The organism is Pseudomonas sp. KSR10, assembly GCF_022355455.1.
GTDB lineage: Bacteria > Pseudomonadota > Gammaproteobacteria > Pseudomonadales > Pseudomonadaceae > Stutzerimonas > Stutzerimonas stutzeri_E.
In genome coordinates, this window is record NZ_JAKOEN010000022.1 from 274,668 (window position 1) to 297,647 (window position 22,980).

At 61.0% G+C, this 22,980-nt stretch carries 23 protein-coding genes; 11 read left to right on the forward strand and 12 right to left on the reverse strand.

Annotated features, from left to right (window positions below):
* Positions 1 to 41: 41 nt before the first annotated feature.
* The 6 genes from MCB86_RS18955 to MCB86_RS18980 all read right to left on the reverse strand — a co-directional run bounded on the left by MCB86_RS18955 (position 42) and on the right by MCB86_RS18980 (position 4,669).
* On the reverse strand, positions 42 to 716 hold the full coding sequence (locus tag MCB86_RS18955) for a cytochrome c (RefSeq protein ID WP_239611870.1): 675 nt from the start codon (positions 714 to 716) through the stop codon (positions 42 to 44).
* 12 nt (positions 717 to 728) lie between these two features.
* Entirely contained in the window at positions 729 to 1,583 is an 855-nt protein-coding gene (locus MCB86_RS18960) for a copper resistance protein B (RefSeq protein WP_239611933.1), read from the reverse strand.
* A gap of 115 nt (positions 1,584 to 1,698) precedes the next feature.
* Complete coding sequence (locus MCB86_RS18965) at positions 1,699 to 1,995, reverse strand: hypothetical protein (protein WP_239611871.1); 297 nt, start codon at positions 1,993 to 1,995, stop codon at positions 1,699 to 1,701.
* An 11-nt stretch (positions 1,996 to 2,006) separates the two neighbouring features.
* The gene (locus tag MCB86_RS18970) at positions 2,007 to 3,854 is read right to left on the reverse strand and encodes a copper resistance system multicopper oxidase (RefSeq protein WP_239611934.1); all 1,848 of its coding nucleotides are present in this window, start codon (positions 3,852 to 3,854) and stop codon (positions 2,007 to 2,009) included.
* An 84-nt stretch (positions 3,855 to 3,938) separates the two neighbouring features.
* Complete coding sequence (locus MCB86_RS18975) at positions 3,939 to 4,382, reverse strand: DUF411 domain-containing protein (RefSeq protein WP_045162770.1); 444 nt, start codon at positions 4,380 to 4,382, stop codon at positions 3,939 to 3,941.
* 23 nt (positions 4,383 to 4,405) lie between these two features.
* On the reverse strand, positions 4,406 to 4,669 hold the full coding sequence (locus MCB86_RS18980) for a heavy metal-associated domain-containing protein (protein ID WP_045162769.1): 264 nt from the start codon (positions 4,667 to 4,669) through the stop codon (positions 4,406 to 4,408).
* A 285-nt stretch (positions 4,670 to 4,954) separates the two neighbouring features.
* Between MCB86_RS18980 and MCB86_RS18985 the strand changes: the two genes are divergently transcribed.
* Positions 4,955 to 5,410 (forward strand): hypothetical protein, encoded by a 456-nt coding sequence (locus MCB86_RS18985; protein WP_045162768.1) that lies wholly within the window; start codon positions 4,955 to 4,957, stop codon positions 5,408 to 5,410.
* A gap of 35 nt (positions 5,411 to 5,445) precedes the next feature.
* Here MCB86_RS18985 and MCB86_RS18990 read toward each other — a convergent pair whose 3' ends face one another.
* Both MCB86_RS18990 and MCB86_RS18995 read right to left on the reverse strand, forming a co-directional pair.
* Positions 5,446 to 6,063, reverse strand: coding sequence for a hemolysin III family protein (locus tag MCB86_RS18990; RefSeq protein WP_045162767.1), 618 nt, complete (start codon positions 6,061 to 6,063; stop codon positions 5,446 to 5,448).
* Between the two features lie 29 nt (positions 6,064 to 6,092).
* Positions 6,093 to 6,779 carry a DUF4197 domain-containing protein gene (locus tag MCB86_RS18995; protein WP_045162766.1) on the reverse strand — a complete coding sequence of 229 codons (687 nt, stop codon included), beginning with the start codon at positions 6,777 to 6,779 and terminating at the stop codon, positions 6,093 to 6,095.
* 299 nt (positions 6,780 to 7,078) lie between these two features.
* Between MCB86_RS18995 and MCB86_RS19000 the strand changes: the two genes are divergently transcribed.
* Positions 7,079 to 7,522 (forward strand): TerB family tellurite resistance protein, encoded by a 444-nt coding sequence (locus MCB86_RS19000; protein ID WP_080890623.1) that lies wholly within the window; start codon positions 7,079 to 7,081, stop codon positions 7,520 to 7,522.
* A gap of 100 nt (positions 7,523 to 7,622) precedes the next feature.
* Here MCB86_RS19000 and MCB86_RS19005 read toward each other — a convergent pair whose 3' ends face one another.
* The 3 genes from MCB86_RS19005 to MCB86_RS19015 form a co-directional block, all read right to left on the reverse strand.
* Complete coding sequence (locus MCB86_RS19005; RefSeq protein ID WP_239611872.1) at positions 7,623 to 9,260, reverse strand: choice-of-anchor Q domain-containing protein; 1,638 nt, start codon at positions 9,258 to 9,260, stop codon at positions 7,623 to 7,625.
* A gap of 172 nt (positions 9,261 to 9,432) precedes the next feature.
* Entirely contained in the window at positions 9,433 to 11,916 is a 2,484-nt protein-coding gene (gene plsB / locus MCB86_RS19010; RefSeq protein WP_239611873.1) for a glycerol-3-phosphate 1-O-acyltransferase PlsB, read from the reverse strand.
* A gap of 155 nt (positions 11,917 to 12,071) precedes the next feature.
* The gene (locus MCB86_RS19015; protein ID WP_239611874.1) at positions 12,072 to 12,647 is read right to left on the reverse strand and encodes a cysteine hydrolase family protein; all 576 of its coding nucleotides are present in this window, start codon (positions 12,645 to 12,647) and stop codon (positions 12,072 to 12,074) included.
* 315 nt (positions 12,648 to 12,962) lie between these two features.
* Between MCB86_RS19015 and MCB86_RS19020 the strand changes: the two genes are divergently transcribed.
* The 4 genes from MCB86_RS19020 (at position 12,963) to MCB86_RS19035 (ending at position 16,909) form a co-directional block, all read left to right on the forward strand.
* Positions 12,963 to 13,886, forward strand: a complete 924-nt coding sequence (locus tag MCB86_RS19020) for an ABC transporter ATP-binding protein (RefSeq protein WP_045162760.1) — start codon at positions 12,963 to 12,965, stop codon at positions 13,884 to 13,886.
* The gene (locus tag MCB86_RS19025) at positions 13,883 to 14,614 is read left to right on the forward strand and encodes an ABC transporter permease subunit (RefSeq protein ID WP_239611875.1); all 732 of its coding nucleotides are present in this window, start codon (positions 13,883 to 13,885) and stop codon (positions 14,612 to 14,614) included. Before MCB86_RS19020 ends, MCB86_RS19025 begins: the two co-directional genes overlap by 4 nt.
* A gap of 10 nt (positions 14,615 to 14,624) precedes the next feature.
* Positions 14,625 to 16,460, forward strand: a complete 1,836-nt coding sequence (locus MCB86_RS19030) for a Gldg family protein (protein WP_239611876.1) — start codon at positions 14,625 to 14,627, stop codon at positions 16,458 to 16,460.
* Positions 16,461 to 16,699: 239 nt separating this feature from the next.
* On the forward strand, positions 16,700 to 16,909 hold the full coding sequence (locus tag MCB86_RS19035; protein ID WP_045162757.1) for a cold-shock protein: 210 nt from the start codon (positions 16,700 to 16,702) through the stop codon (positions 16,907 to 16,909).
* A 211-nt stretch (positions 16,910 to 17,120) separates the two neighbouring features.
* On the opposite strand, the gene MCB86_RS19040 is transcribed toward MCB86_RS19035, so the two are convergent.
* The gene (locus MCB86_RS19040) at positions 17,121 to 18,776 is read right to left on the reverse strand and encodes an electron transfer flavoprotein-ubiquinone oxidoreductase (RefSeq protein WP_045162756.1); all 1,656 of its coding nucleotides are present in this window, start codon (positions 18,774 to 18,776) and stop codon (positions 17,121 to 17,123) included.
* A gap of 332 nt (positions 18,777 to 19,108) precedes the next feature.
* On the opposite strand from MCB86_RS19040, the gene MCB86_RS19045 reads away from it, so the two are divergent.
* The 5 genes from MCB86_RS19045 to MCB86_RS19065 all read left to right on the forward strand — a co-directional run bounded on the left by MCB86_RS19045 (position 19,109) and on the right by MCB86_RS19065 (position 22,903).
* The gene (locus tag MCB86_RS19045) at positions 19,109 to 19,858 is read left to right on the forward strand and encodes an electron transfer flavoprotein subunit beta/FixA family protein (RefSeq protein ID WP_045162755.1); all 750 of its coding nucleotides are present in this window, start codon (positions 19,109 to 19,111) and stop codon (positions 19,856 to 19,858) included.
* Positions 19,859 to 20,788 carry an FAD-binding protein gene (locus MCB86_RS19050; RefSeq protein WP_045162754.1) on the forward strand — a complete coding sequence of 310 codons (930 nt, stop codon included), beginning with the start codon at positions 19,859 to 19,861 and terminating at the stop codon, positions 20,786 to 20,788.
* Positions 20,789 to 20,917: 129 nt separating this feature from the next.
* Positions 20,918 to 21,742 (forward strand): ABC transporter substrate-binding protein, encoded by an 825-nt coding sequence (locus MCB86_RS19055; protein ID WP_045162753.1) that lies wholly within the window; start codon positions 20,918 to 20,920, stop codon positions 21,740 to 21,742.
* 49 nt (positions 21,743 to 21,791) lie between these two features.
* Entirely contained in the window at positions 21,792 to 22,103 is a 312-nt protein-coding gene (locus MCB86_RS19060; RefSeq protein WP_080890626.1) for a DUF4398 domain-containing protein, read from the forward strand.
* Entirely contained in the window at positions 22,100 to 22,903 is an 804-nt protein-coding gene (locus MCB86_RS19065; protein ID WP_045162751.1) for an OmpA family protein, read from the forward strand. The genes MCB86_RS19060 and MCB86_RS19065 overlap by 4 nt, the downstream gene beginning before the upstream one ends.
* The last annotated feature ends 77 nt before the right edge of the window (positions 22,904 to 22,980 follow it).

The following is a 22,980-nucleotide window of genomic DNA, read 5'->3' on the forward strand; positions in this document are numbered from 1 at the left end:
CACAGCCTGCTGCGACGCCTCCAGGCGTCGCAGCAGGCCCGTCAATGCACGTGCTTGGTGCCATCGGCGTGGTGGTGGACATTGCTGCCAGGTGCCGGCACGGACCGCTGACCGTTGGCGTCGTGTGGCAGGTCGCCCTGCCCCTGATCGTTCGAATCAGGCTGCCTGCCATGGTGATCGAGCGTCTCGCCTCCACCATGTTGATGGCCGGCGCTGGTGGTCACCAGCGTGCGGTACTCCATGGCAGTCAGGGACGGCAGTTGCTCCAAAAGCGCGACCAGACCCCAGATGTACGGGTCCTCCATGCTCTTGCCCCAGGCGGGCATGCCGGTGGCCTTGATCCCGTGCTTGATGATCCAGAAATCGCTGGCCGGATCATGCGTCCGATTGGTATCGGTGAGGGCCGGGGGCGCCGGGTTGAGCCCATTGCTCAGTTCGGTGGCCTCTATACCGGGTGCCAGGTGGCAGGCGACGCACATGGCGTCATAGTTGCCAGCGCCCGATCGGATCAGCTCCGCGTCAGTGAGATCCGGCACCTCGATGTTGCGGGCACGAATCGTAATGGCGCGTTCGCGAGCGATTTCCAGCAGTGCGTGAACCGGTGAGGTGTGAGGACTGTCTGCGGCGATGTTGATCGCGCCGGAGTACAGCACACCTGCTCCGATCAGAAGGATCGCGAGGGCAGCCAGCAGCAATATTGTCAGGGTTTTAAGCATGGACCGGCAGTCTCAGAACCAGAATCGGATACCCGCCACCAGGCGGGCTTCATTTGCATCTTCACCTTCGGCACGCTGCAGGTCAGCGCTGTTGCCATAAGCACGGTTCCAGCTTACACCCACATATGGTGCGAATTGCCGGCTGATCTCGTAGCGCAGGCGCAATCCAGCGCTGGCTTCGCTGAGGCCCGAACCGACGCCGCGAGATTCGTCATTGCGCCCATGCAGATTGATTTCGACAGTGGGCTGCAGCACCCAGCGCTGAGTCAGCAGCATGTCGTATTCGGCCTCCAGGCGCAGCGCGCTCTGGCCGCCTTCGCCGATGAAAGCGGTGACTTCGGTCTCCAACCCATACAGCGGCATTCCCTGTATGCCGAGAGCCGCCCAGGTTTGCGCCGAGCCGGGCTCGAAGTCCTGGCGAATGCCGGCGACAGTCTCCCACCAAGGGCTGATGGCATGACTCCAGAGCAGCTGCTGTTCAGCTTCGTCGGTGTGGCCGTTGGTGCGTTCGCCTTCGGAGCGCCAGGCTATGCGGTCGATGTCGCCGCCGAGCCAGCCGGACAGGTCCCAGGCCAGCGCGCTGCCGTCGCCGGCATCCTGCCATTCCACCTGATCGGCGAGGACAAAAAAATTCGACCCACCTTGGTGCATCTGGTGTGGCGGCAAGTTGGGGAATGCCTCAGCGCGGTCCGTATCGCTAATCGTCGGTACCGGCGAACGGGTTTCCTGTCCTGGCGGAATTCCGGTTGTCGGCGGATGCGCGCCGGCGTCCTGTGATGTGGAGCCGTGGTGCATGCCGCCATGATCCATAGCTTCGTGATTCATCTGGCTGTGGTCCATCGGCGCTCCGTGACCGGCATGGCCCATGGTCTCCTGGGCCTGGCTCGCTCCAGCGACCAGCCCAAGGGCGATGGCAAGCGACAGCCGAACAGGCGACCGGAAGGCCTTTTGCCTCGCCTGGATGATGGTGGTGCGCGGCCTGTCAGTGGTCATGCTGCTGGCCCTGTTCGGCTCCCCTGGGCATGTTCTGGTTCATCTGGCCATTGTCCATGTTGCCGTGGTCCATGTGACCGTCGCCCATGTGCTCGTCATGCATCTGCATCATCTTGTCGTGATCAATGCCCTGACTCATGCCGCCTTGCTGCGACCTGGGTTGGGTTGCTTGCGGTGCATTCTCGGAGTGATGCCCTTCGTGTTCGCGCTGTGCATGGGCGACGCCCAGTTGCAGGGCGGCGAACAGGCCGAAGGCGAGCAGGGTGTTTTGTTTGAGCCTGATCATGGGGTTCTCCTTCATTCTTCTACGCGGACTTCACGGAACATTCCGAGGTCCATGTGCATCAGCATGTGGCAGTGATAGGCCCAGCGACCGAGAGCATCGGCGGTGACGCGGTAGCTGCGCCTGGAACCGGGTGGCATGTCGATGGTGTGTTTGCGAAGCTTGAAGTTGCCGTGCTCGTCTTCCAGGTCGCTCCACATCCCGTGCAAATGGATGGGGTGGTGCATCATGGTGTCGTTGACCAACACGAAGCGCACCCGCTCGCCGTACGTCAGGCGAACCGGTTCGGCATTGGCGAAGGGGACGCCATCGAATGACCAGGCGAAACGCTCCATGTGGCCGGTCAGGTGCAGCTCGATGGTGCGTGTCGGCTCGCGGCCATCCGGGTCGGGGAAGACGCTGCGCAGGTCGGCATAGGTCAATACACGGCGACCGCTGTCGCGCAGTCCGATGCCGGGATCGTCCAGCTTGGCAACGGGCATCATGGTCTGCATATCCACGAGGGGATTGTCGGTTTCGCTGGCCGGGTGGGTCTGCATCTGGCTGCCGCTCATGGGGTGGGCGCTGCCATGGCCCATCGCTGAAGGACCCATGCCGGTCATTCCCGCATGATTCATTTGTTCCTGATCCATCTGCCCGTGTTCTATTTCGCCATGATTCATCGCGTCGTGCCTGGTGGCGCCAGGGGACATCGGCTGCTGTGAGCCGCCAGCGCCATGCGAGCCGTGATCGCCATGGCCCATGTCGCTCATGCTCAGTTCGGGGCGGGGATCGGGTTGCGGTACCGGGGCGCTCAGCCCTTGGCGCGTGGCTAGAGTCCCGCGGGCATAACCGCTGCGGTCCATGGATTGGGCGAACAGGGTATAGGCGTCCTGGTGGCCAACCGGGGCGACGATGATGTCGACCGTTTCGGCCACGGCCAGGCGCAGTTCTTCGACTTCCACCGGCGCGACGTTCTGACCGTCCACCGCGACCACGGTAAGCTTGAGCCCCGGAATACGGAAGTCGAAGTAGGTCATCGCCGAGCCGTTGATCAGCCGTAGGCGAATGCGCTCGCCGGTTTCGAACAGACCGGTCCAGTTGCCGTCCGGCGCTTGGCCGTTGAGCAAGTAGGTGTAGGTTTCGCCGCTGACATCGGCGAGATCGGTCGGCGACATGTTCATCTTCGCCCAGGCCCAGCGGTTGCTCAGGGTTTCGCTCCAGCCCTGTTCGGCCACGTCATTGATGAAATCACCCAGCGTGCGCCGCCCGCGATTGTAGTAATCGGCCTGTTTTTTCAGTTTGGCCAGCACCCGGGCCGGGCTTTCGTCGCTCCAGTCGCTGAGCATCACCACATAGTCGCGATCGTAGGTGAACGGCTCGGGCTCCTTTGGATCGATGATCAACGGGCCATAGACGCCGAGCTGTTCCTGGAAGGCCGAGTGGCTGTGATACCAGTAGGTGCCGCTCTGCTTCACTTTGAAGCGGTATTCGTACAGGCCGTCCGGGGCGATGCCGGCAAAGCTGAAGCCGGGCACGCCGTCCATGTTGGCCGGCAGCAGAATGCCGTGCCAGTGGATCGAGGTGTCCTGTGGCAGCCGATTGCGCACCCGCAGCGTCACGGTGTCGCCTTCGCGCCAGCGCAGCAGCGGGCCGGGGATGCTGCCGTTGATGGCCATGGCGGTGCGGCGTTTGCCGGTGAAGTCGACCGTCATCGAATCGATGGTCAGGTCGAACTCGGTGCCAGCCAGCACACCCTGATCACTCAGCTGATCGGGGCGTGCAACGGCCCACACCGGCTGGCGCCAGATGCCCAGCCCGGCGGCGATGCCGCTGGCGGCCAGGCCTTTGACGAAGGTGCGGCGTGAAGAGGTGCAGCGCATGGTTTTCCATTCCATCAGACGTAGTCGAACGCGCTGCCGACGGCAGGCGTTGGCAGGCTGTCAGGTTTCTGCGGTCGGCCTGCTTCAATCTGCCGGATAGTCCGCCATCACCACGTCCTTGCCGTCTGTGGTCAAGCCAATAACCTGGTAGGCCTGGGCGGGTTGGCCGTAATCCATACCGGGCGAGCCGGCCGGCATGCCCGGCGCCGCTACGCCGCGCAGATCCTGGCGACGTTGCAGCTCGTGAATCTGTGCCACCGGCACGTGACCTTCGACGAACTTCCCGTCGATCACGCCGGTGTGGCAGGAACCCAGCCGGGGCACCACGCCCAGCTTCTGCTTGACCGCGCTCATGTTGGTCTCGACATGATCGCGAACCTCGAAGCCGTTGGCCTGCAGATATTTGACCCAGTCTTTGCAGCAGCCGCAGTTGGCGTCGCGGTGAACGTCAATGACCTGGGCGGCCTGGGCGCTACCGACCATGAACAGGGCGGCGATGACAGCAAGTTTGGATTGGGTGATAGCCATGAAAGCACTCCAGTTAATGGAAATCAGCGACAACCGCAGCCGCTGCCGCAACCCTTGGTGGGTGCTGCGGCGGGGCTTGCCTGGCTGGAAAGTTGCGCCGGGTAGCCGGCGTCATTCAGTGCGGCAAGCAGCGCGGTGCTGTCCGGGTCGCCTTCGACGCGAACCAGGCCGCTCTCGAGGTCGACGTTGATCGCGTCGACACCGGAAATGGGATTCAACGCCTGAGTGACGTGGCGAACACAAGCGCCGCACGTCATGCCCTGTACCTGAATATCGATGGAACTCACGGAAAGTCCTCCCCAGCGGCCGGCCCATCCGGCTTTGGCTGAATCCTCAAGCTTTCCCTTATGGCAAGGTCAAGTAATCTTCACATGGCGTTTGTTCGAAGATAGCGCGCAAAGGCGGTTCCGCCGTCGTGCCTGATCGCGCTCGGCGCCGAGTTATTTTCCTCCGCCGACGCTCAGCACTGTTCAATTACTGCCGAGCATGATTGCATCGTTGTGCTGCCGTCCTGCTCGACAACCTGTCCGGAGATGATGCCGGGCAACCTTACCGCGGCGCAGGGAGGAATCATGAACATCGAACGATGCGAAGACCTTATCGACTGGACCAGCCAGGCCCATGCGCGGCTGTCCACCTGCATGAGCGACGGGGCGAATGAACGCAGCGACTCGTTGGCCAAGATGCTGCTGGTCTATCTGGCGCAACATGAGCAGGGCCTGACCAGCACCATCGCCCGGATCAAGGAGCATGCCGACCCGCGTGCGTTACACACTCGACTGCACGATGCCGTCGAGGGCGACAGGCTGGCGCTTGATCTTGACGGCGAGGCCTACGGACAGATGAGTGTCGACGAGATCTCGCGGGAGATCTTCGCTATCCACAATCAGATCATCGATCTGTACCGTTCGCTGGAAACCCGCCCCGGCCTTGACCGGGCACGCGAGCTGCTGGAGGAAATGCTGCAGTTGGAAGAGCACGAAACCATGCGCCTGGCGCAGCAGGTCAATCGCATGCACGAACTCTGAACGACTGGACGGGGTTTCGGTTGGCCGACCGGGCGTCAGACCACGTAGCGCAAGATCGCCACGAAATGCAGCAGGCTGCCGACCATGACGAACAGGTGCCAGATGCCGTGCCAGTGGCGGAAACGCTCATCGTAAGCGAAGAATACGATGCCAGCGGTGTACGACACGCCACCAGCCACCAGCCAACTGAAGCCGGCGGTGCCCAGTGCGGCAAGCAACGGCTTGACTGCCACCAGCACGATCCAGCCCATGACTGCGTAGATGACAATGGACAATACCCGCGCCTCCGAACGCGGTTTGATTTCCTGCAGCATGCCGATCACCGCCAGCGACCAGACGATGCCGAACAGCCACCAGCCCCAGGCGCCACGTAGCGTAACCAGGCAGAAGGGTGTGTAACTGCCCGCGATCAGCAGGTAGATCGACAGGTGATCGAGCTTCTGCATGACCGCTTTGGCGCGGCCCCGGACGCTGTGATAGATCGTCGAGGTGCTGTACAGCAGCACCAGGGTGAATCCGTAAATGGCCACGCTGACGATCTTGGCCAGGTCGCCATCCATGGCAGCCAATACCAACAACCAGACGGTGCCGATCAGAGCCAGCACGCCGCCGGCCAGATGCGTCCAGGCGTTGAATTTTTCTCCGTGATACATCGGTGTTCAGCCCCGACCTGCTCCAGCGATCAATTGCCCATCAGCACGCCGAAGACCTTCTTCGCCACGCTGGTAGCCGCCTGTGCAGGGTTCTGACGGATGTTCGCTTCCTGTTCGGCAATGACGGTGAACAGTCCATCGAGGGCCTGTTCGGCCACGTAGCCTTCGACCGTGCCGTACTTGGCATCGACCGCTCCGAGGCCGGACGCCTTGCTGGCCAGTGCATTGTATTGCTGGGCGACGCCGACCTTGTCAGTGGCCTGCTTGATGATGGGCAGGAACTTGGCGCGGATCTCCTCGCGACTGGTCTTGTTCAGATACTGAGTTGCCGAGTCATTGCCACCAGCCAGGATCGCCTTGGCGTCGGCCACGGTCATCTTCTTCACCGCATCAAGCAGCAACGCCTGTGCCTGTGGTACGGCAGCTTCGGCGGCCTTGTTCATGCCGTTTTCCAGCTCTTCGACCTGGGCACCCATGCCCATCATCTTCAGCATGCGAGAGGCCTTGCCGATATTCCCCGGCAGCTCGATGCGCACATCCGGATCGTTGCTGAAGCCGCCCGGTCGCCCGAGCTGCTGCACCGCCACCTTCGCGCCCTGGCTGAGGGCATCCTTGAGGCCGGCGTTGGCGTCGCCTTGGCTGAGGTCGGATAGCGAAAGGGCGTAAGCGCCAGCGGACAGCATCAGACCGGCGATGAGGGTAGTGGTGCGCAACATGGGGAATCCTCTGAGTGATGCAACGGGCAGGCCGCAGAGCTTAAAGCGCCAGACGCGGCGTGCCAAACGATGGCCGCAGCTTGTACCGACCGTATCGTTGACGCAAGCCTGCGAAATCGTCGACCGGCGTTGACCGTGGCTGCGTCGAGGCGATGCTCGACGCGTGTTCGATCGCAGTCATGGTGGCATCATCACGGTCCTGCTGATCTACAACTTCTTCAGTGGTGACCTGAAACGTGCCGCGGGATCCGCGAAACTCGCCGAGGCCGCGCAGTCGAACACCAACCTGTGCAGAGAGGATGACCATGCTGAAAACACTCAAGGCGCTGTTCGATCGCAGCGAGGACGATGACCGTACGCCGCCCGGCGTCGAAGTGGCTGCGGCGGCGCTGCTGATCGAGGTCGGCCGTGCGGACTATGAAAGCGAGGCCGAAGAACAGAAAGCTATCATCGAAGCCATTCGCCAGGGCTCGGGGCTGGAAGATGCCGAGCTCGCATCCCTGGTCGCCGCCGCGCAGGAATCGGCCAAGCGATCGACATCGCTGTACGAATTCACAACGCTGATCAATGCGCAGTATTCGATGGAGGATAGAGTCGCGCTGATCGAGGCACTGTGGCGCGTCGCTGCCGCCGATGGCGACATTCACAAGTATGAAGACCACCTGATTCGCCGTATCGCCGAGCTGCTGTATGTGCCGCATTCAGAGTTCATACGCACCAAACTGAACGTGCTTGGCAGCTGAGTGCCGCTATGGGCCCGATGAAAACTCATCTCGCCAGTTCGCGCCGCAGCCTGCACATGACCGACGACGATCTAAATCATGACAAGCCGCCCCATGCCGGTCAGAACTCGAACGCACCCGGATCGCACTGTCGATCATCACGCGGGCTGCCGCGCTGATCGGTGTCAGGGCAAAGCACGCCGCCCATGTCGATGGGGTCGAAGTAGGGGCTGTCTTCGAGCGGTTCACGCAGCGCGACGGTGCGAGTCGGGCCTCCGTTGTCCTGCAGTGCGCCGAGGTACAGGCGTACCCCGGCTTCGTCTGCGGTAGTGGGGGTGAAGCCGCAGCCACCGAGGAAATCGTAAAGTCCGCCTCCGGAGCCACCGATGGCATTGAAGCTGCCGCTGATCAGCGTGCCACTGCAGAACGGCATATCGTTGAAGGCGCGTATTTCGACCAGGCTGTTGGCCAGGCGGAACTCGCCGGTACCGGTATGACTGAACAACTGCGAGTGATTGCTGAACGTCGCGTTGCGGACCGATATCTTGCCGTCGACATTGCCGATCTCTGCGGCTCGGACACCACCGGTGGTGCTGCGATTGTCGATGAAAGTGCTATTCAGGATGTCGACGGTGCCCTGATAGTTCAGCAGCCCGCCCCAGAAGCGCGCGTCATTTCCGGTGATAAGACTGTCGCGCACATACAGCTGCGCCGTCGGGCCCATGTTGGAAATGCCGCCAGCGTGCCCGGACTCGCGTCCGGTCGAGTTCTGTTCGATGGTCGAGCGCGCAACCAGCGCCTGGCCCTCGTTGAACAGGCCCGCGCCACGGTTGCACAGGCGTCGGCTTGGAAAGGCCGCGCAGGAGGTTTCCAGCTCATGATCGATGGTGTTGCCGCGCAACAGCATCCGGTCCATACGCAGGTTGCCGCGATTCCAGATCGCGCCGCCGCCGCTGCCCATGGGCCGGCCGTTTTCCAGTCGCAGATAGCTGAGTGTCACCGCCCGCGGCGAGCTGGCATAGATATCGAAGATCCGGTCGATGGCCCCTGCGTCGACGATGACCTGGAGATCGGCGTTCCTCGCCGCACGTCCAAGTCCCGTCAGCGTCAATCCATCAGTGATGTCCAGGTCGCCGATCGCATCGTTCGGTATGTCCGCGGTCTCGCTACCGGTTAACGACAGCACGTAGTGCCCCGATGGCACCTCTATCAGATCGTGGCCCTGGTGCGCGTTGCTTTCCATCACCGCCGCTCTGAGCGTGCAGCGATTGGAAACGGATCGGCAAATGCCGTCCCCCGGTTCCGTATCCACCTCATCAGCCGTACTGTTCACGCTTAAGGTCAGGCCAACGGGTGCCGAACAATCGTCCGGCACCGGTTCGCCGGTCACATTCATGACGTAACCGGAGGCTTCCGGGAAGCGCTTCTCATGGACGGTGCTCGAGTAGCCGGAGCCGAGCCAGTTGCGGCGCTGATAACCAACACTGAAGTGATATGGGATGTTGGTTTCGCAGGTGTCGGCGAAATAGCCCACCGCGTGTTGACCACTTGGCAACGGCATCATGGCCCAAGGGGTGCCATGGATGACCGCGTTAACGTGCGCGATGCGGTTGCCACGACCGTCAACCTGTGCTCGCAACGGGTAGAGCGGCACTGGTGAGCGAGCAACGGAGGAGGGCGTGAGGTTGGTCAGGCTGGGGGTGGCGCAGCCCGCCAGTCCAATGACCAGAGACAATGCGATAACGCCGGTGCGTGTCATACAGGCCCCTTTCGGTAGGCGTCCGAAGCATTTTTATTGGACTGCCTGCTGAGTATGGGCGTCGTGCTTGTCGGCGAACGAACGTTTCGGCATTAAGCCTTAGCGTCGTTAGCGTGATTTTCACTGATGGCCTCGCTGCGGGACGCCCGTGCTTGAGCGTCCGCGACAGAAATCAGTTCGTCAGCCGTTCCTCATCGTGCCGCTCCAGCGCCACCTGGCGAATCGAAAGGCGAATCTCTGCCGGCAGCACGCGCTTGGCGACACCCTCGGCCAGTTCTCCGAGCTTGTCGTGGTAGCCGAGCTTGCCGGCCTCGTCCAGGCGCAGAACATCCTGGTCCTGCAAACTTTTGATGAAATGCCGAAACAGGCTTTTGTCGAAGAACTCCGGCGCGTTCAGGCCATGCAGGATCGACAGACGCTGGGCCATGATCGTGCACAGCGTTTCCAATTCCTCGGCGTCGAGCGTGTTCTGTCCGCTGTTGAGCAACAACGAAATCGCCATGTAGAAGCGCTGCAATGTTTGCACGATGACCCGCGCCAGCAGCGTCAACAGCACGAACTGACGCGAGCTGGGCGCCGGTCGCAGGTAAGTCTCACCGTCGAGCTTGAGCAGGCCCTGTTCGACGAAGGCTGCCAGCCACTGATCGATCACCGCTTCCAGTTCTTCCGGCTCCCAGCGCATGAACAGCTCGGCGCGCAGGTAGGGGTAGAGTGCCTCGGTGAAGCGCAGGATCTGATCGCGGCTGATCCTCGAACTGCTCTGGAAGAAGCTCGCCAGCAGTGCCGGAAGGGCGAAGATATGCATCACGTTGTTGCGGTAATAGGTCATCAGGACGGCGTTTTGCTCGTCCAGATAGAGGATGTTGCCCAGCGCGTCCTTCTGTTCGGCCAGCAGGTCGAGGTCTTTTACATAGTCGATCAGCGTGTCGCCGTTGCCGTCTGGCAGGGTGACGTGGGGCGAGTAGGGCACCGCGCGTAGAAGACATTGGTACAGATCGAGAATGCGCCCCAGCGAGCGCCGGTCCAGCGCCTGGCGGCTAGTGGACAGCATGGCCAGCGCCACCAGGTTGACCGGATTGACCGCGGCGGCTTCGTTGAGGCGCTGGGCGATGCGTTCGGACAGTTTGTTGGTGGTCTCGTTGAGCCATTCCGGGCGATAACCTGGTCCCAGGTTCTGCTGGCGCCAACCGGGTTGCTCGCGGTCGAGGAATTCGTTGAGCTTCAGCGGCTCGCCGAAGTTCACCCAGACCTGGCCGAAGCGCTGCTTCAGCGCGCCGATGACCTTGAAGATGTCGAAGATCGATTCCTTCTTCTTCGCTGCACCGCGTAATTCGCCCAGATAGGTACGCCCTTCGAGTACCCGCTCGTAACCGATGTACACCGGCACGAAGAGAATCGGCAGCCGCGAGGAGCGCAGATAGCTACGCAGGGTAATGGCGAGCATGCCGGTTTTCGGCTGCAGCATCCGCCCGGTCCGCGAGCGGCCGCCCTCGACGAAGTACTCCACCGGAAAGCCGCGGCTGAACAGGGTGTGCAGGTATTCGTTGAACACCGAGGTATAGAGCGGGTTGCCCTTGAACGAGCGACGCATGAAGAAGGCGCCACCGCGGCGCAGCAGGCCACCGATCACCGGCATGTTGAGGTTGATGCCGGCGGCGATGTGCGGCGGTGTCAGACCGTTGCGAAACAGCAGGTAGGACAGCAGCAGATAGTCGATATGGCTGCGATGGCAGGGTACATAGATGACTTCGTAGCCGTGAACCGCATCTTGCAACGGCTCCAGATGATTGATGCGAATGCCGTCGTAGATCTTGTTCCAGAACCAGGACAGCACCACCTCGAGAAAGCGCACGGCGGTGTAGGCGTAATCCGAGGCGATCTCGTTGCCGTAACGCAGGGCGCGGGCTTCGGCCTTCTCCAGAGGAATGTTCTCGCGCTCGGCTTCGTCTTTGATCGCCTGGCGTACTTGCGGTGCGTGCACCAGCCCCTTGACCAGATTGCGACGGTGCGACAGATCTGGGCCGATCACCGCCGTCCTCTGATTACGGAAATGCACCCGCAGCATGCGGTGGGCCATGCGCAGGGTGCGCTCGTGGCCCTTGTTCTGTGCCACCAGTTCGTTGAGTTGGATCGGCGCGGAGAACTGCACGCGGGTCTTGCGGCCGAGGATGACGATGCTCATCAGCTTGCGCAGACGTCCGGTCACGGCCCAGCTGTCAGCGAACAGCAGCTTCCAGGGACTGGTTTCGCGTGCCGGATTTTGCCCCCAGAACACGCTCACTGGGATGATCTGCGCGTTGTCCACCGCGTTCTGTTCCAGCGCACCGACCAGCCGAACCAGCGGCGCAGGCGCGGCAATCCGCGGCCGCCGACCGAACCAGCTGGCCGCTGGGCTGAGAAAGATGAACGCTGCCGGCTCGATATGATCGCCCACCGCCACCTCGGCCACCGGACGCGGCAACCCAGCCTTGCTGCACTCGTGATCGAGCACCGCCAGATCGCTAAGCGATGCGCGTTGCAGCACGTAGAACACCGGCTTGCTGCGGTCCAGCTTGAGCGTGAAGGCGGACTGGTTGATGGTTTCGGAGCGCACCCAGAAGTACAGCACGCGGCGCACGAGGGAGAAGATCAGACGGTGGATTGGGGAACGGGTCATACGGCAGATTCGACTGTGAAAGGGGTTAATACCCTCGAAGCACGCAAGTGTGCCGTAAGCGGCTTGTAGGCAAAAGGGCGGGGGATGCTTGCGCCTGCTCGCGGATGAGCTTCGTGCCAATCACCCGGCATACATCCGCTAGCTCGTTCGGGCTGTTACGGGGCGCCGTCCTTGATGGTATTGGCTCGGTGCGACAGTATTTTCGCCGAGCTGACGACCTTCGCATATTCACCGTCCAGGTTTGCCAGCGACATGTCATGCACCGCTTCAGCACTGCGCATCTGGCCCCGGTAATCGCGTTTGGCAAAGGTGAAACAGGCATCTTCGACCACGTAGGCATCGATGCCTTTGCAGCCCGCCGTTCTTGCCGTTGCCTCGACCGAATTGTTTGTTGCGACGCCGGTAATGACGATCGAGCTAACACCCAATTGCGCCAGAAGCGCTTCGAGATCGGTTCTGGTGAATGCGCAAGGCGTGGATTTTTCGATGACTGTTTCGTTCTCGCCTGGCTGAAACGCGGGCTTGAATTCGAAGCCGTCCTGGTGGGGCCAGAACACCGAGTCCGGATCCGAAGACCGATGCCTGATATGAATCACTGGCCGCCCGTGCTCCTGCCAGTGGACGAGCAGGGCGAGCATCACCGCTTCTGCGTGTGGGTTGTTTCGTTGGCCCAACTTGGGATGATCGATGCCTTTCTGCTGATCGATCACCAAGAGCGCGGCGTCTTCCATTCGTTTGTCGATCCAACGTTGAGGTTAAAGCGCGGACAGTAGCCGATCCCAGGGACGAAGCGAATCTTGCTTGGGTTTCGCTACTTGTCGATCCCGTCAGACGCCATCGCACGAGCTTGCCCGGTCGGCCGTTGGTGTTGCGTGTCTCGCGAGCTACGGGCTGGCTCGAGAATAGTAGAACCCACGCGCTGCGCTGTGAGGTACCAGCAACACCCTTCTTGCTGGTTGCAATGTCCGCCACGCTCTTTTTATAGTCCGGCCCGCATTGGCCCCGTCTTGCCGAGTTCGGCCGTGGGTCCGTCATGGGTGAGAACGATGATCGAACTGAAAAACCTGACAAAAAGATTTGCTCAACACACGGCGGTGGATGCCCTGTCATTCAACGTCCAGCCAGGCGAAGTGCTCGGCTTTCTGGGTCCCAACGGGGCTGGCAAGTCCACCACCATGAAGATGCTGACGGGTTTTCTTGCGCCGACTTCCGGCACGGCGAGCATTTTCGGTTGTGATATTCAAACCCAGACGCTTCAGGCCCAGCGGCAGATCGGCTATCTGCCGGAGGGCGCACCGTGCTACGGCGATATGAGCGTACGCGGCTTTCTTGATTTTATCGCCGAAGTGCGCGGCTACCGGGGCGCCGACAAGCGCGTACGGGTCGATACCGCGGCGGGGCAGGTGGAGCTGGAATCGGTGCTGGACCAGTCGATCGAGACCCTGTCCAAGGGCTTCAAGCGGCGCGTCGGGTTGGCCCAGGCGATCCTTCACGATCCCCGGGTGCTGATCCTCGACGAGCCCACAGATGGCCTGGACCCTAACCAGAAGCATCAGGTACGCGAACTGATAAAGGGACTGGCGTACGACAAGATCGTGATCATTTCCACCCATATTCTCGAGGAGGTCGCCGCGGTGTGCACCCGTGCGGTGGTGATCGCCAGTGGACGATTGGTTGCCGATGACACGCCTTTCGAGTTGGAAAGCCGATCGAAATATCACCAGGCGGTTACGCTGGTCAGCGACGGCCCGCTGGATGACATCGCGTTGGCCGCGCTGTCCGGCGTGGCGGGCGTCGAGCACAACGAATCGGATCACAGCATCACGGTACTGGCCAAACCGGGACAGGTGATCTTTCCGCAGATCAATGCACTGGTTAGCCAACAGGGATGGGCGGTGAAGGAGCTGAACGTGGAGCGCGGCCGACTGGACGAGGTGTTCCGTACATTGACCCGTGGGGAGGCGCTATGAGTCAGTTGCCAGTGGTCTTCAAGCGCGAGCTGGGCAGCTATTTCGCGACACCGCTCGCCTATGTGTTCATCCTGATCTTCCTGGTGCTGTCCGGGGTCTTCACCTTCTATCTGGGTGGTTTCTACGAGCGCGGCCAGGCGGATCTCGTTCCGTTCTTCAGCTTCCATACCTGGCTCTATCTGTTCCTGATCCCGGCCATCGCTATGCGGTTGTGGGCCGAGGAGCGCAAATCCGGCTCCATCGAGCTGTTGATGACGTTGCCGATCACCCGTTTCGAGGCGGTCACCGGCAAGTTTCTCGCGGCCTGGGTCTTCGCCGGAATCGCGTTGCTGCTGACGTTCCCGATGGTTATTACCGTCAATTACCTCGGCGAACCGGACAACGGTGCGATCGCCGCCGGCTATTTCGGTAGCTGGCTGTTGGCTGGGGCGTTTCTGGCGATCGGTTCGTGCATGTCGGCGCTGGCGAAGAATCAGGTGATCGCCTTCATCCTCGCGGTGAGCGCGTGCTTCCTGTTCATCGTCAGCGGTTTGCCGATGGTGCTCGATACCTTCGCCTGGGCGCCGCAGTGGTTGGTCGATGCGGTGGCTTCGCTGAGCTTCCTGATCCGCTTCGATTCTCTTAGCAAGGGGGTTATCGACCTGCGTGACCTGCTGTATTTCGTCACGCTGATCATCGCCTGGCTGGCGGCTACCGCTGTGGTCGTCGATCTGAAGAAAGCGGCGTAAGGAAGCCCACATGAAACGAGTGATGTATTCGGGTGCTGGGCTGCTGCTGATCGCATTGGCCTTCCTGGCATTCAACGTATTTTCCGGCCTGGTGTTCACCGACGCGCGGCTGGACCTGACCGAGCAGAAGCTCTACACCATATCCGAAGGTACCGAGACCATTCTCGAGGGGCTTGAGAAGCCCATCGAACTGAATTTCTTCTATTCGGACGAGGCGACCAAAGATCTCGTAGCGTTGCGCAACTATGCCCGGCGCGTCGAGGAAATGCTGCGGGCGTATGAGCGCGCCGCTGATGGCAAGCTCAAGCTGCATGTGATTGACCCCGAACCGTTCTCCGAAGAGGAGGATCGCGCCGCTGAGCTAGGCCTGCAGGCCGTACCGCTGAATCAGGGTGGCGACAAGGTCTACTTCGGTTTGGCCGGCACCAACGCCGATGGGCAAACGCAGAGCATCCCCTTCTTCCCGCTGGATCAGGAGGAGGTCCTCGAGTACGAAATCAGTCGCCTGGTGCAGAGCCTGGCGTCGGCGCAGATGCCGGTTGTCGGGGTGCTCTCCGGACTGCCGATCACGGGCGGTTTCGATATGCGCACCCAGCAGGCGACACCGCCCTGGATGGTGCTGGAGGACATTCGTCAGCAGTTCCATATCGAGCGTCTCAAGCGCGACGTCGACATGATCCCGGCCAGCGTATCGGTGCTGATGCTGGTGCATCCCAAGGAGCTGCCGGAGCAGACGCTCTATGCGATCGACCAGTTCGTCATGCGCGGCGGCAAGTTGCTGGTGTTCCTCGATCCCTATAGCGAAGCCGATCCGGGCATGGGTATCGGGCCGGGCGAGTTCGGCGAGGGCAAGACCTCGGATCTGGAACCGCTGTTCAAGGCGTGGGGCGTGCGCATGGCGCCCGGCGAGGTTGTCGCCGATGCGTCCTATGCGATGTCGGTCGGGGTGGGTGCCGAGCGCCGGCCGGTCCGCCATCCGGGCTGGCTGAGCCTGCCGCAGCGCACCATGGATACCGAGGATGTGACCACTGCCTCGCTGGAAAGCCTGAATATGGCGACCGCCGGCTTCCTCGAACCGCTGGAGGGCGCCACGACCCGTTTTATCCCGTTGATCCAGAGCTCCAGTTATGCCATGCCGATCGAGGCAGGACGCTTCGCGACGCTGGAAAATCCCGAGGAACTCCTGCGTGATCTGGAGCCCACGGGTGAGCGTTACACGCTTGCGGCGCGTATTCAGGGGCCGGCGCAGTCGGCCTATCCCGATGGCATCGAAGGCCGTAAAGATGGATTGAAGGAAAGTGCCAGCATCAACGTTATCGCCGTCGCGGACACAGATCTGCTGGCCGATCGCATGTGGGTGCAGGTGCAGGATTTCTTCGGGCAGCGTATGCCGCAGCCCTGGGCCGACAACGGCACCTTCGTGGTCAATGCATTGGACAACCTGTCTGGTACCGATGCGCTGATCAGTGTGCGCTCACGCGGTCGCTTCGCCAGGCCGTTCGTGGTGGTCGAGGAATTGCAGCGACAGGCCGAGAATCGCTTCCGGGAGAAGGAAGAGGTGCTACAGCAGCGGCTGGCCGCTACCGAAGCGCAACTCGCCGAATTGCAGGGCCCGAACGCCGAAGGCGCGATAGAGCTTACGAATGAGCAACAAGCCGCTCTGCAGGGTTACTTAAAAGAGAAACTGCGTATTCGCAAGGAACTGCGCGAGGTTCGCTATCAGCTCAACGCCGATATCGATGCGCTGGGCCGCACGTTGAAGTTCTTCAATATCGCCTTGGTGCCGTTGCTGTTGACGGTGGGCGTGCTGCTGCGGTGGTTGTGGCGTCGGCGCAGAGCGGGTTGATCAGTGCGGGCTCGGTGTTGATTTGCGATGGCGGTTCATGCGTGAGGCGTCATCGCTATGAACGACTGTAAAAACTCGAAGACGAGAATTTTCCTGTTCTATACTCGTCCGTCGATGGCCTGCAACGCGCTTGTCATGCCTGCTCCGGTATATTGCCGCTGGCAGGTGTCCTCAGCGGGGCAGGCCTGAGAGTCCCTTCCCGAACGGGGAATAATAAGAATCGAGTTGGAGAAGTAGTAATGGCTGAGCGCGAAACCGGAACCGTCAAGTGGTTCAATGATGCCAAGGGTTATGGATTCATCCAGCGTGGCAGTGGTGCGGATGTGTTTGTTCACTACCAGGCTATTCGTGGCGAAGGCCACCGCTCTCTGACCGAAGGTCAGCAAGTGGAATTCTCGGTCACCCAAGGCCAGAAGGGCCTGCAGGCCGAGGACGTGGCAGGGCTCTGATAGCCGCTTGCATAAATGCAAGCCTGTCGGTAGGCAGGCCCATTGCTGACAAAGCCCTGGCCATCGGCCGGGGCTTTTGTTTGATGGGCTGTCGCTCGCGAAGATCGTCGATGTCCAGCCTCTTAATCCAGGCTGTGCGTACTGCGAATATGTCGAGCCCCAAAACGCGAACCCCGCCATAGAGGCGGGGTTCGTTGTTTCAGGGACGTCGTTACATGTTGGGGTAGTTAGGCCCGCCGGTGCCTTCCGGTGCGACCCAGGTGATGTTCTGGGCCGGGTCCTTGATGTCACAGGTCTTGCAGTGCACGCAGTTCTGCGCGTTGATCTGGAAGCGTTTGCTGCCGTCGTCATTGTCCACCACCTCGTAGACGCCAGCCGGGCAGTAGCGCTGGGCGGGCTCGTCGTACAGGGGCAGATTCTTCTCGATCGGGATGCTCGGATCGGTCAGTTTGAGATGGACGGGCTGCTCCTCTTCATGGTTGGTATTGGAAAGGAATACCGAGCTGAGCTTGTCGAAGCTGAGCTTGCCGTCGGGCTTGGGATAATCGATCTTCTTCGACTCAGCCGCAGTCTTCAGGCAGGCGTAGTCCGGCTTGGTGTCGTGCAGCGTGAACGGAATCTTGCCGCCGAAGATGTTCTGATCGATGAAGTTGAACGCCCCGCCTTTGACCGCACCCCACTTGTGAATCGCTGCGCCGAAGTTGCGGCTGGCATAGAGTTCCTGGTAAAGCCAGCTGGCCTTGAAGCCCTCTTCATAGCCGGTCAGCTCGTCACCGCCTTCACGGCCTGCGAACAAGGCATCGGCCACCGCTTCGGCGGCCAGCATGCCGGACTTCATCGCGGTATGGCTGCCCTTGATCTTGGCGAAGTTGAGCGTGCCGGCATCGCAACCGATCAATGCGCCGCCATTGAAGACCATCTTCGGTAGCGAGTTGATGCCGCCCTTGGCGATGGCGCGCGCACCGTAGGAAACTCGCTTGCCGCCTTCGAGATACTGTTTGATCACCGGGTGATGCTTGTAGCGCTGAAACTCATCGAACGGCGAGAGGAACGGGTTGCTATAGGACAGGTCGACGATCAGCCCGACCACGACCTGATTGTTTTCGAGGTGATAAAGGAACGAGCCACCGGTGTTGGCATCGTTCAGTGGCCAGCCTGCGGTGTGCACCACCAGGCCCTGCTCGTGCTTGGCCGGGTCGATGTCCCAGAGCTCTTTGATACCGATGCCGTAGTGCTGCGGGTCGACATTGGCATTGAGCTGAAAACGGTTGATCAGTTGCTTGCCGATATGGCCACGGCAGCCTTCGGCGAACAGAGTGTACTTGGCGCGCAGCTCCATGCCCGGCGTGTACATGCCTTCCTTCGGATTGCCTTCGCGGTCCACGCCAAGGTCGCCGGTGAGGATGCCGCGAACCACGCCCTGTTCATCGATGAGCGCTTCCTGAGCTGCGAAACCGGGATAAATCTCGACGCCGAGGTTTTCGGCCTGCTGTGCCAGCCAGCGGCATAGGTTGCCTAGGGAGATGATGTAATTGCCTTCGTTATGCATGGTTTTCGGAACCAGTGCATTGGGCAGCTTGCGAGCGGCTTCCGCGCTCTTGAGCAAGTAGATGTCGTCGCGCTTGACCGGGGTGTTCAATGGCGCTTCGAGCTCCTTCCAATTGGGAAAGAGTTCGTTGAGTGCGCGAGGCTCGAACACCGCGCCGGATAGAATGTGGGCGCCTACCTCGGAACCCTTCTCGACGACGCAGACACTGATTTCCTTACCAGCATCGGCCGCTCTCTGCTTCAGCCGGCAGGCAGCGGACAGGCCCGCGGGGCCGGCGCCGACGATCACTACGTCGAATTCCATGTATTCGCGTTCCATTGGCTATCTCCTACTCAAGGCTTGATTGTTATGTAGATAGTGGAGGGCTGGATCGTTTCCCTGACCAAGCCGAGCTGCCGCATTATATATAGACGTCGGTAAGGGTCCAATACAAACGTTTGTTTGAATTTTCTTCAAGGCTGTTAGAATCGCGAAACTGCGGCTTATAGCGGGGTATATGCGTTGTTGACCCCGCCCGTTGCCAGCAGTCAAGATACGGGCAGTTTTGCGCTCGCCGAACTGGTTCCGCGGCTGAATTGACGGTCCGGACCTCGAGCATGGCTCGGTTCGCCTCGGCGATATCCTATTCACCGGAGAGTAACGAGGAATCCATGAAGATTCTTGTAGCTGTCAAACGAGTGGTCGATTACAACGTCAAGGTTCGCGTCAAGGCGGACAACTCCGGCGTCGACCTCGCCAACGTCAAGATGTCGATGAACCCCTTCTGCGAAATCGCCGTGGAAGAAGCCGTGCGCCTTAAAGAAAAGGGCGTTGCGAGCGAAATCGTCGTGGTGTCCATCGGTCCGACCGCCGCTCAAGAGCAGCTGCGTACTGCGCTGGCACTGGGTGCTGATCGCGCCGTGCTGGTCGAATCGACCGAAGAGCTCAACTCGCTGGCCGTGGCCAAGTTGCTGAAAGCCGTCGTCGACAAGGAGCAGCCGCAGCTGGTCATTCTCGGCAAGCAAGCCATCGACAGCGACAACAACCAGACCGGCCAGATGCTTGGCGCGCTGACCGGATACGCCCAAGGCACGTTCGCCTCGAAGGTCGAAGTGGAAGGCGACAAGGTCAAGGTCGAGCGTGAAATCGATGGCGGCGCACAGACCGTTGCGCTGAACTTGCCGGCAATCGTGACTACCGATCTGCGTTTGAACGAGCCTCGCTACGCGTCGCTGCCAAACATCATGAAGGCCAAGAAAAAGCCGCTGGAAGTCCTGACGCCAGACGCGCTGGGTGTGTCCACCACCTCCACCGTGAAGACCCTGAAAGTCGAAGCGCCGGCTGCTCGCAGCGCCGGTATCAAGGTCAAGTCCGTGGCTGAACTGGTCGAGAAACTGAAAAACGAGGCGAAGGTAATCTAAATGACTATCCTGGTTATCGCTGAACACAACAATGCCGTCCTGGCGGCCGCTACGCTCAATACCGTTGCGGCCGCCAAAGCCATCGGTGGCGACATCCATGTGCTGGTCGCCGGTAGCGACTGCGCAGCCATCGGCGAAGCAGCGTCGAAGATCGAAGGCGTGTCCAAGGTGCTGGTTGCCGACAACGCCGCCTACGCCCATCAGCTGCCGGAAAACGTCGCGCCGCTGATCGCCGATCTGGCCAAGAGCTACAGCCATGTGCTCGCCGCTGCCACCACCAACGGCAAGAACTTTCTGCCACGCGTTGCGGCGCTGCTGGACGTTGATCAGATCTCCGAAATCATCGCCGTCGAAAGCGCCGACACCTTCAAGCGCCCGATCTATGCCGGTAATGCCATCGCCACCGTGCAGTCGAGCGCACCGATCAAGGTCATCACCGTGCGTTCCACCGGTTTCGATCCGGTCAATGCCGAAGGCGGCTCGGCCAGTGTCGAGCAGGTTTCCGGCTCCGGTGACGCGGGCGTTTCCGCTTTCGTTGGCGAAGAACTGGCCAAGTCCGACCGTCCCGAACTGACCGCTGCCAAGATCGTCATTTCCGGTGGTCGTGGCATGCAGAACGGTGACAACTTCAAGCATCTGTATGCGCTGGCCGACAAGCTCGGCGCTGCTGTCGGCGCTTCGCGCGCGGCGGTCGACGCTGGCTTCGTGCCCAACGATATGCAGGTTGGTCAGACCGGCAAGATCGTCGCGCCGCAGCTGTACATCGCCGTCGGCATCTCCGGTGCGATCCAGCATCTGGCAGGCATGAAGGACTCCAAAGTGATCGTGGCGATCAACAAGGACGAGGAAGCGCCGATCTTCCAGGTGGCTGATTACGGCCTGGTGGGCGATCTGTTCGAGATCGTGCCCGAACTCGAGCGACTCGTCTGATCGAGCCGCTTCGGAAAAAACCCGCTCTTGCAGCGGGTTTTTTTATGGCAGCTCGGCTGCGCTGGCCGATGGTAATATCCCGAACTGGCACCGACAGTGCCTGTTCGATTCCCCATGATGAGGTTTTCCATGCGCTGTGCCGTTCCGCTGAAATCCGCCTTGATCGCCTTGCTGCTGGCAACTCCTCTGGTGGCGAACGCGGCGGCTGCCAAGTGTGATCGGCTGATCGCAACAGGTGGCGCGGATAATCCGCCGTTCCTGTGGCGCGATCCGCAGAATCCCAAGCGCCTGATCGGTGCGAATGCCGATTTACTGAAGAAAATTACCGATTCACTCGATCTGAAGCTCGAGCTTCTCTATACGGGCGATGCCGCCAAGGCGCTCGAGGAGGTGCGTAGCGGCCGGGTGGATCTGCTGGCCGATGCGGTGCTCGACCTGCGGGAGCTGGCGCATCTGGATTTCATCCACCCGTCGATCGTTACGTTGCAAATGTCTGCCTGGGTACGCAATGAGCCTGGCTTCCTTTACGCCAGTCGTGAAGATCTGACGGGTCGCTCGGGTGCCTACGTCGCATCGATCCGCTTCGGTGGTGAGTTTCAGGCATATGCCAAGGATCATCTTCGCTTGCGCTCGTCGCCCAGCCTGACGGAAGCCGTGCAAAGGCTGCTGGCGGGCAAAGCCGATTACGTGTTGCACGAGCGGTACAGCGCTGTCGCCCAAGCCGACCCGCGAGGGCTGCTTGCTGATATTCAGCGGTTGGAACCTCCGGTCTTCAGTCGTGATATGCATCTCGCAGTGGCGCACGACTCCGCCTGCAACGGCCCGTGGTTGCGCGGACAGCTCGCGATAAAAATGACAGAATTGCGCGCTGCCGGTGTGCCGCAGCAACTGCTGGTGGAAAATCTCGAGCGTTGGAAGCAACAGCCGGCGCCGACAAGCAATTCGCAACGCTAGGATCTCTCTTTTGATAAAGCATCTTTCCTACATGCTCATGCTGTCGGCGATGGTCGGCTGCGCCAACGACCCGGCACCTACCGAACAGCTGCGTCTCACCGAGCAGGCGCTGACCCAGGCGCGCTCAGTGGGCGCGTCGGATCAGACGCCAGAGCTGGCGCTGGCCGAAGAACAACTCATGGCTGCGGTTGCAGCAATGAAGGACGAGGACTACCGGCAGGCCCGTCGGCTCGCCGAAAAAGCGGAGCTGGACGCTAGGCTGGCGGAGGCCAGCGTTCTGAATGACAAGAGTCAGCAGGAGCTGGCAGAGCTGGCTCGCCGTATTGCACGGCTACGCGATCAGTTGGGGGATTTGCAGTGAAGCCTGTTCTCACGTCCGTATTGCTGGTGACGCTTGCCGGGCTCCAGGGATGCGCAACGCAGCAATCGCAGCAACAACTGGAACAAGCGGTTGTTGCATTTCAGAGCGTCGGTGACGATCCGCAGATCCTGCGCGATGCGCCGAAGGACATGATGCGCGCGGCCGAATCGCTGGAGCGAGCCCAGCGTTTCGCCGGCTACTGGGGCAGCGCAGAAGACGTTGATCACTACGCCTATCTCAGCAAACGGTATAGCGAGATCGCTCGCCAGCACAGCGAGCAGATGCAGAATCAGCGGCGCGCTACCCAGCTCGCCATTGAGCACGAGCGCTTGCGTCAGGCTCTGCAGGAAGCCCGGCTGCTCGACCTGCAGCACCAGGGTCGATGGATGGAGGATCAGCTGATCAGTCTGGCGGCGTCCGAAACAGATCGCGGTCTGGTGATGACCTTAGGGGACGTGTTGTTCAAGGCGGCCAGCGCCGACCTGGAGCCCTCGGCCAATCGCACGCTACTCAAGGTCGTGCATTTCCTGCAGCTCAATCCCAACCGCAGAGTCCGCATCGAGGGCTACACCGACAATCGGGGTGATGCCGCCGAAAACCTTGCCCTGTCCAAGGCCCGAGCGCAGGCGGTGGGCGACTTCATGCAGAGCCTGGGTATCGATCCGCGGCGTATGGAGGTGATTGGCTACGGTGAGCAATATCGGGTCGCCGAAAACGCATCGGTGCGTGGCCGAGCACAGAATCGGCGGGTCGAGATTCTGTTTTCCGACGAGCAAGGGCGACTCAGTAGCCCTCGCTGACAGCATCCGTGCCAGGGCTGTAACAGACTGTGTCGGCGAGTTTGCGAGTAACTGTATTGGTCGTACATAACGGTGTT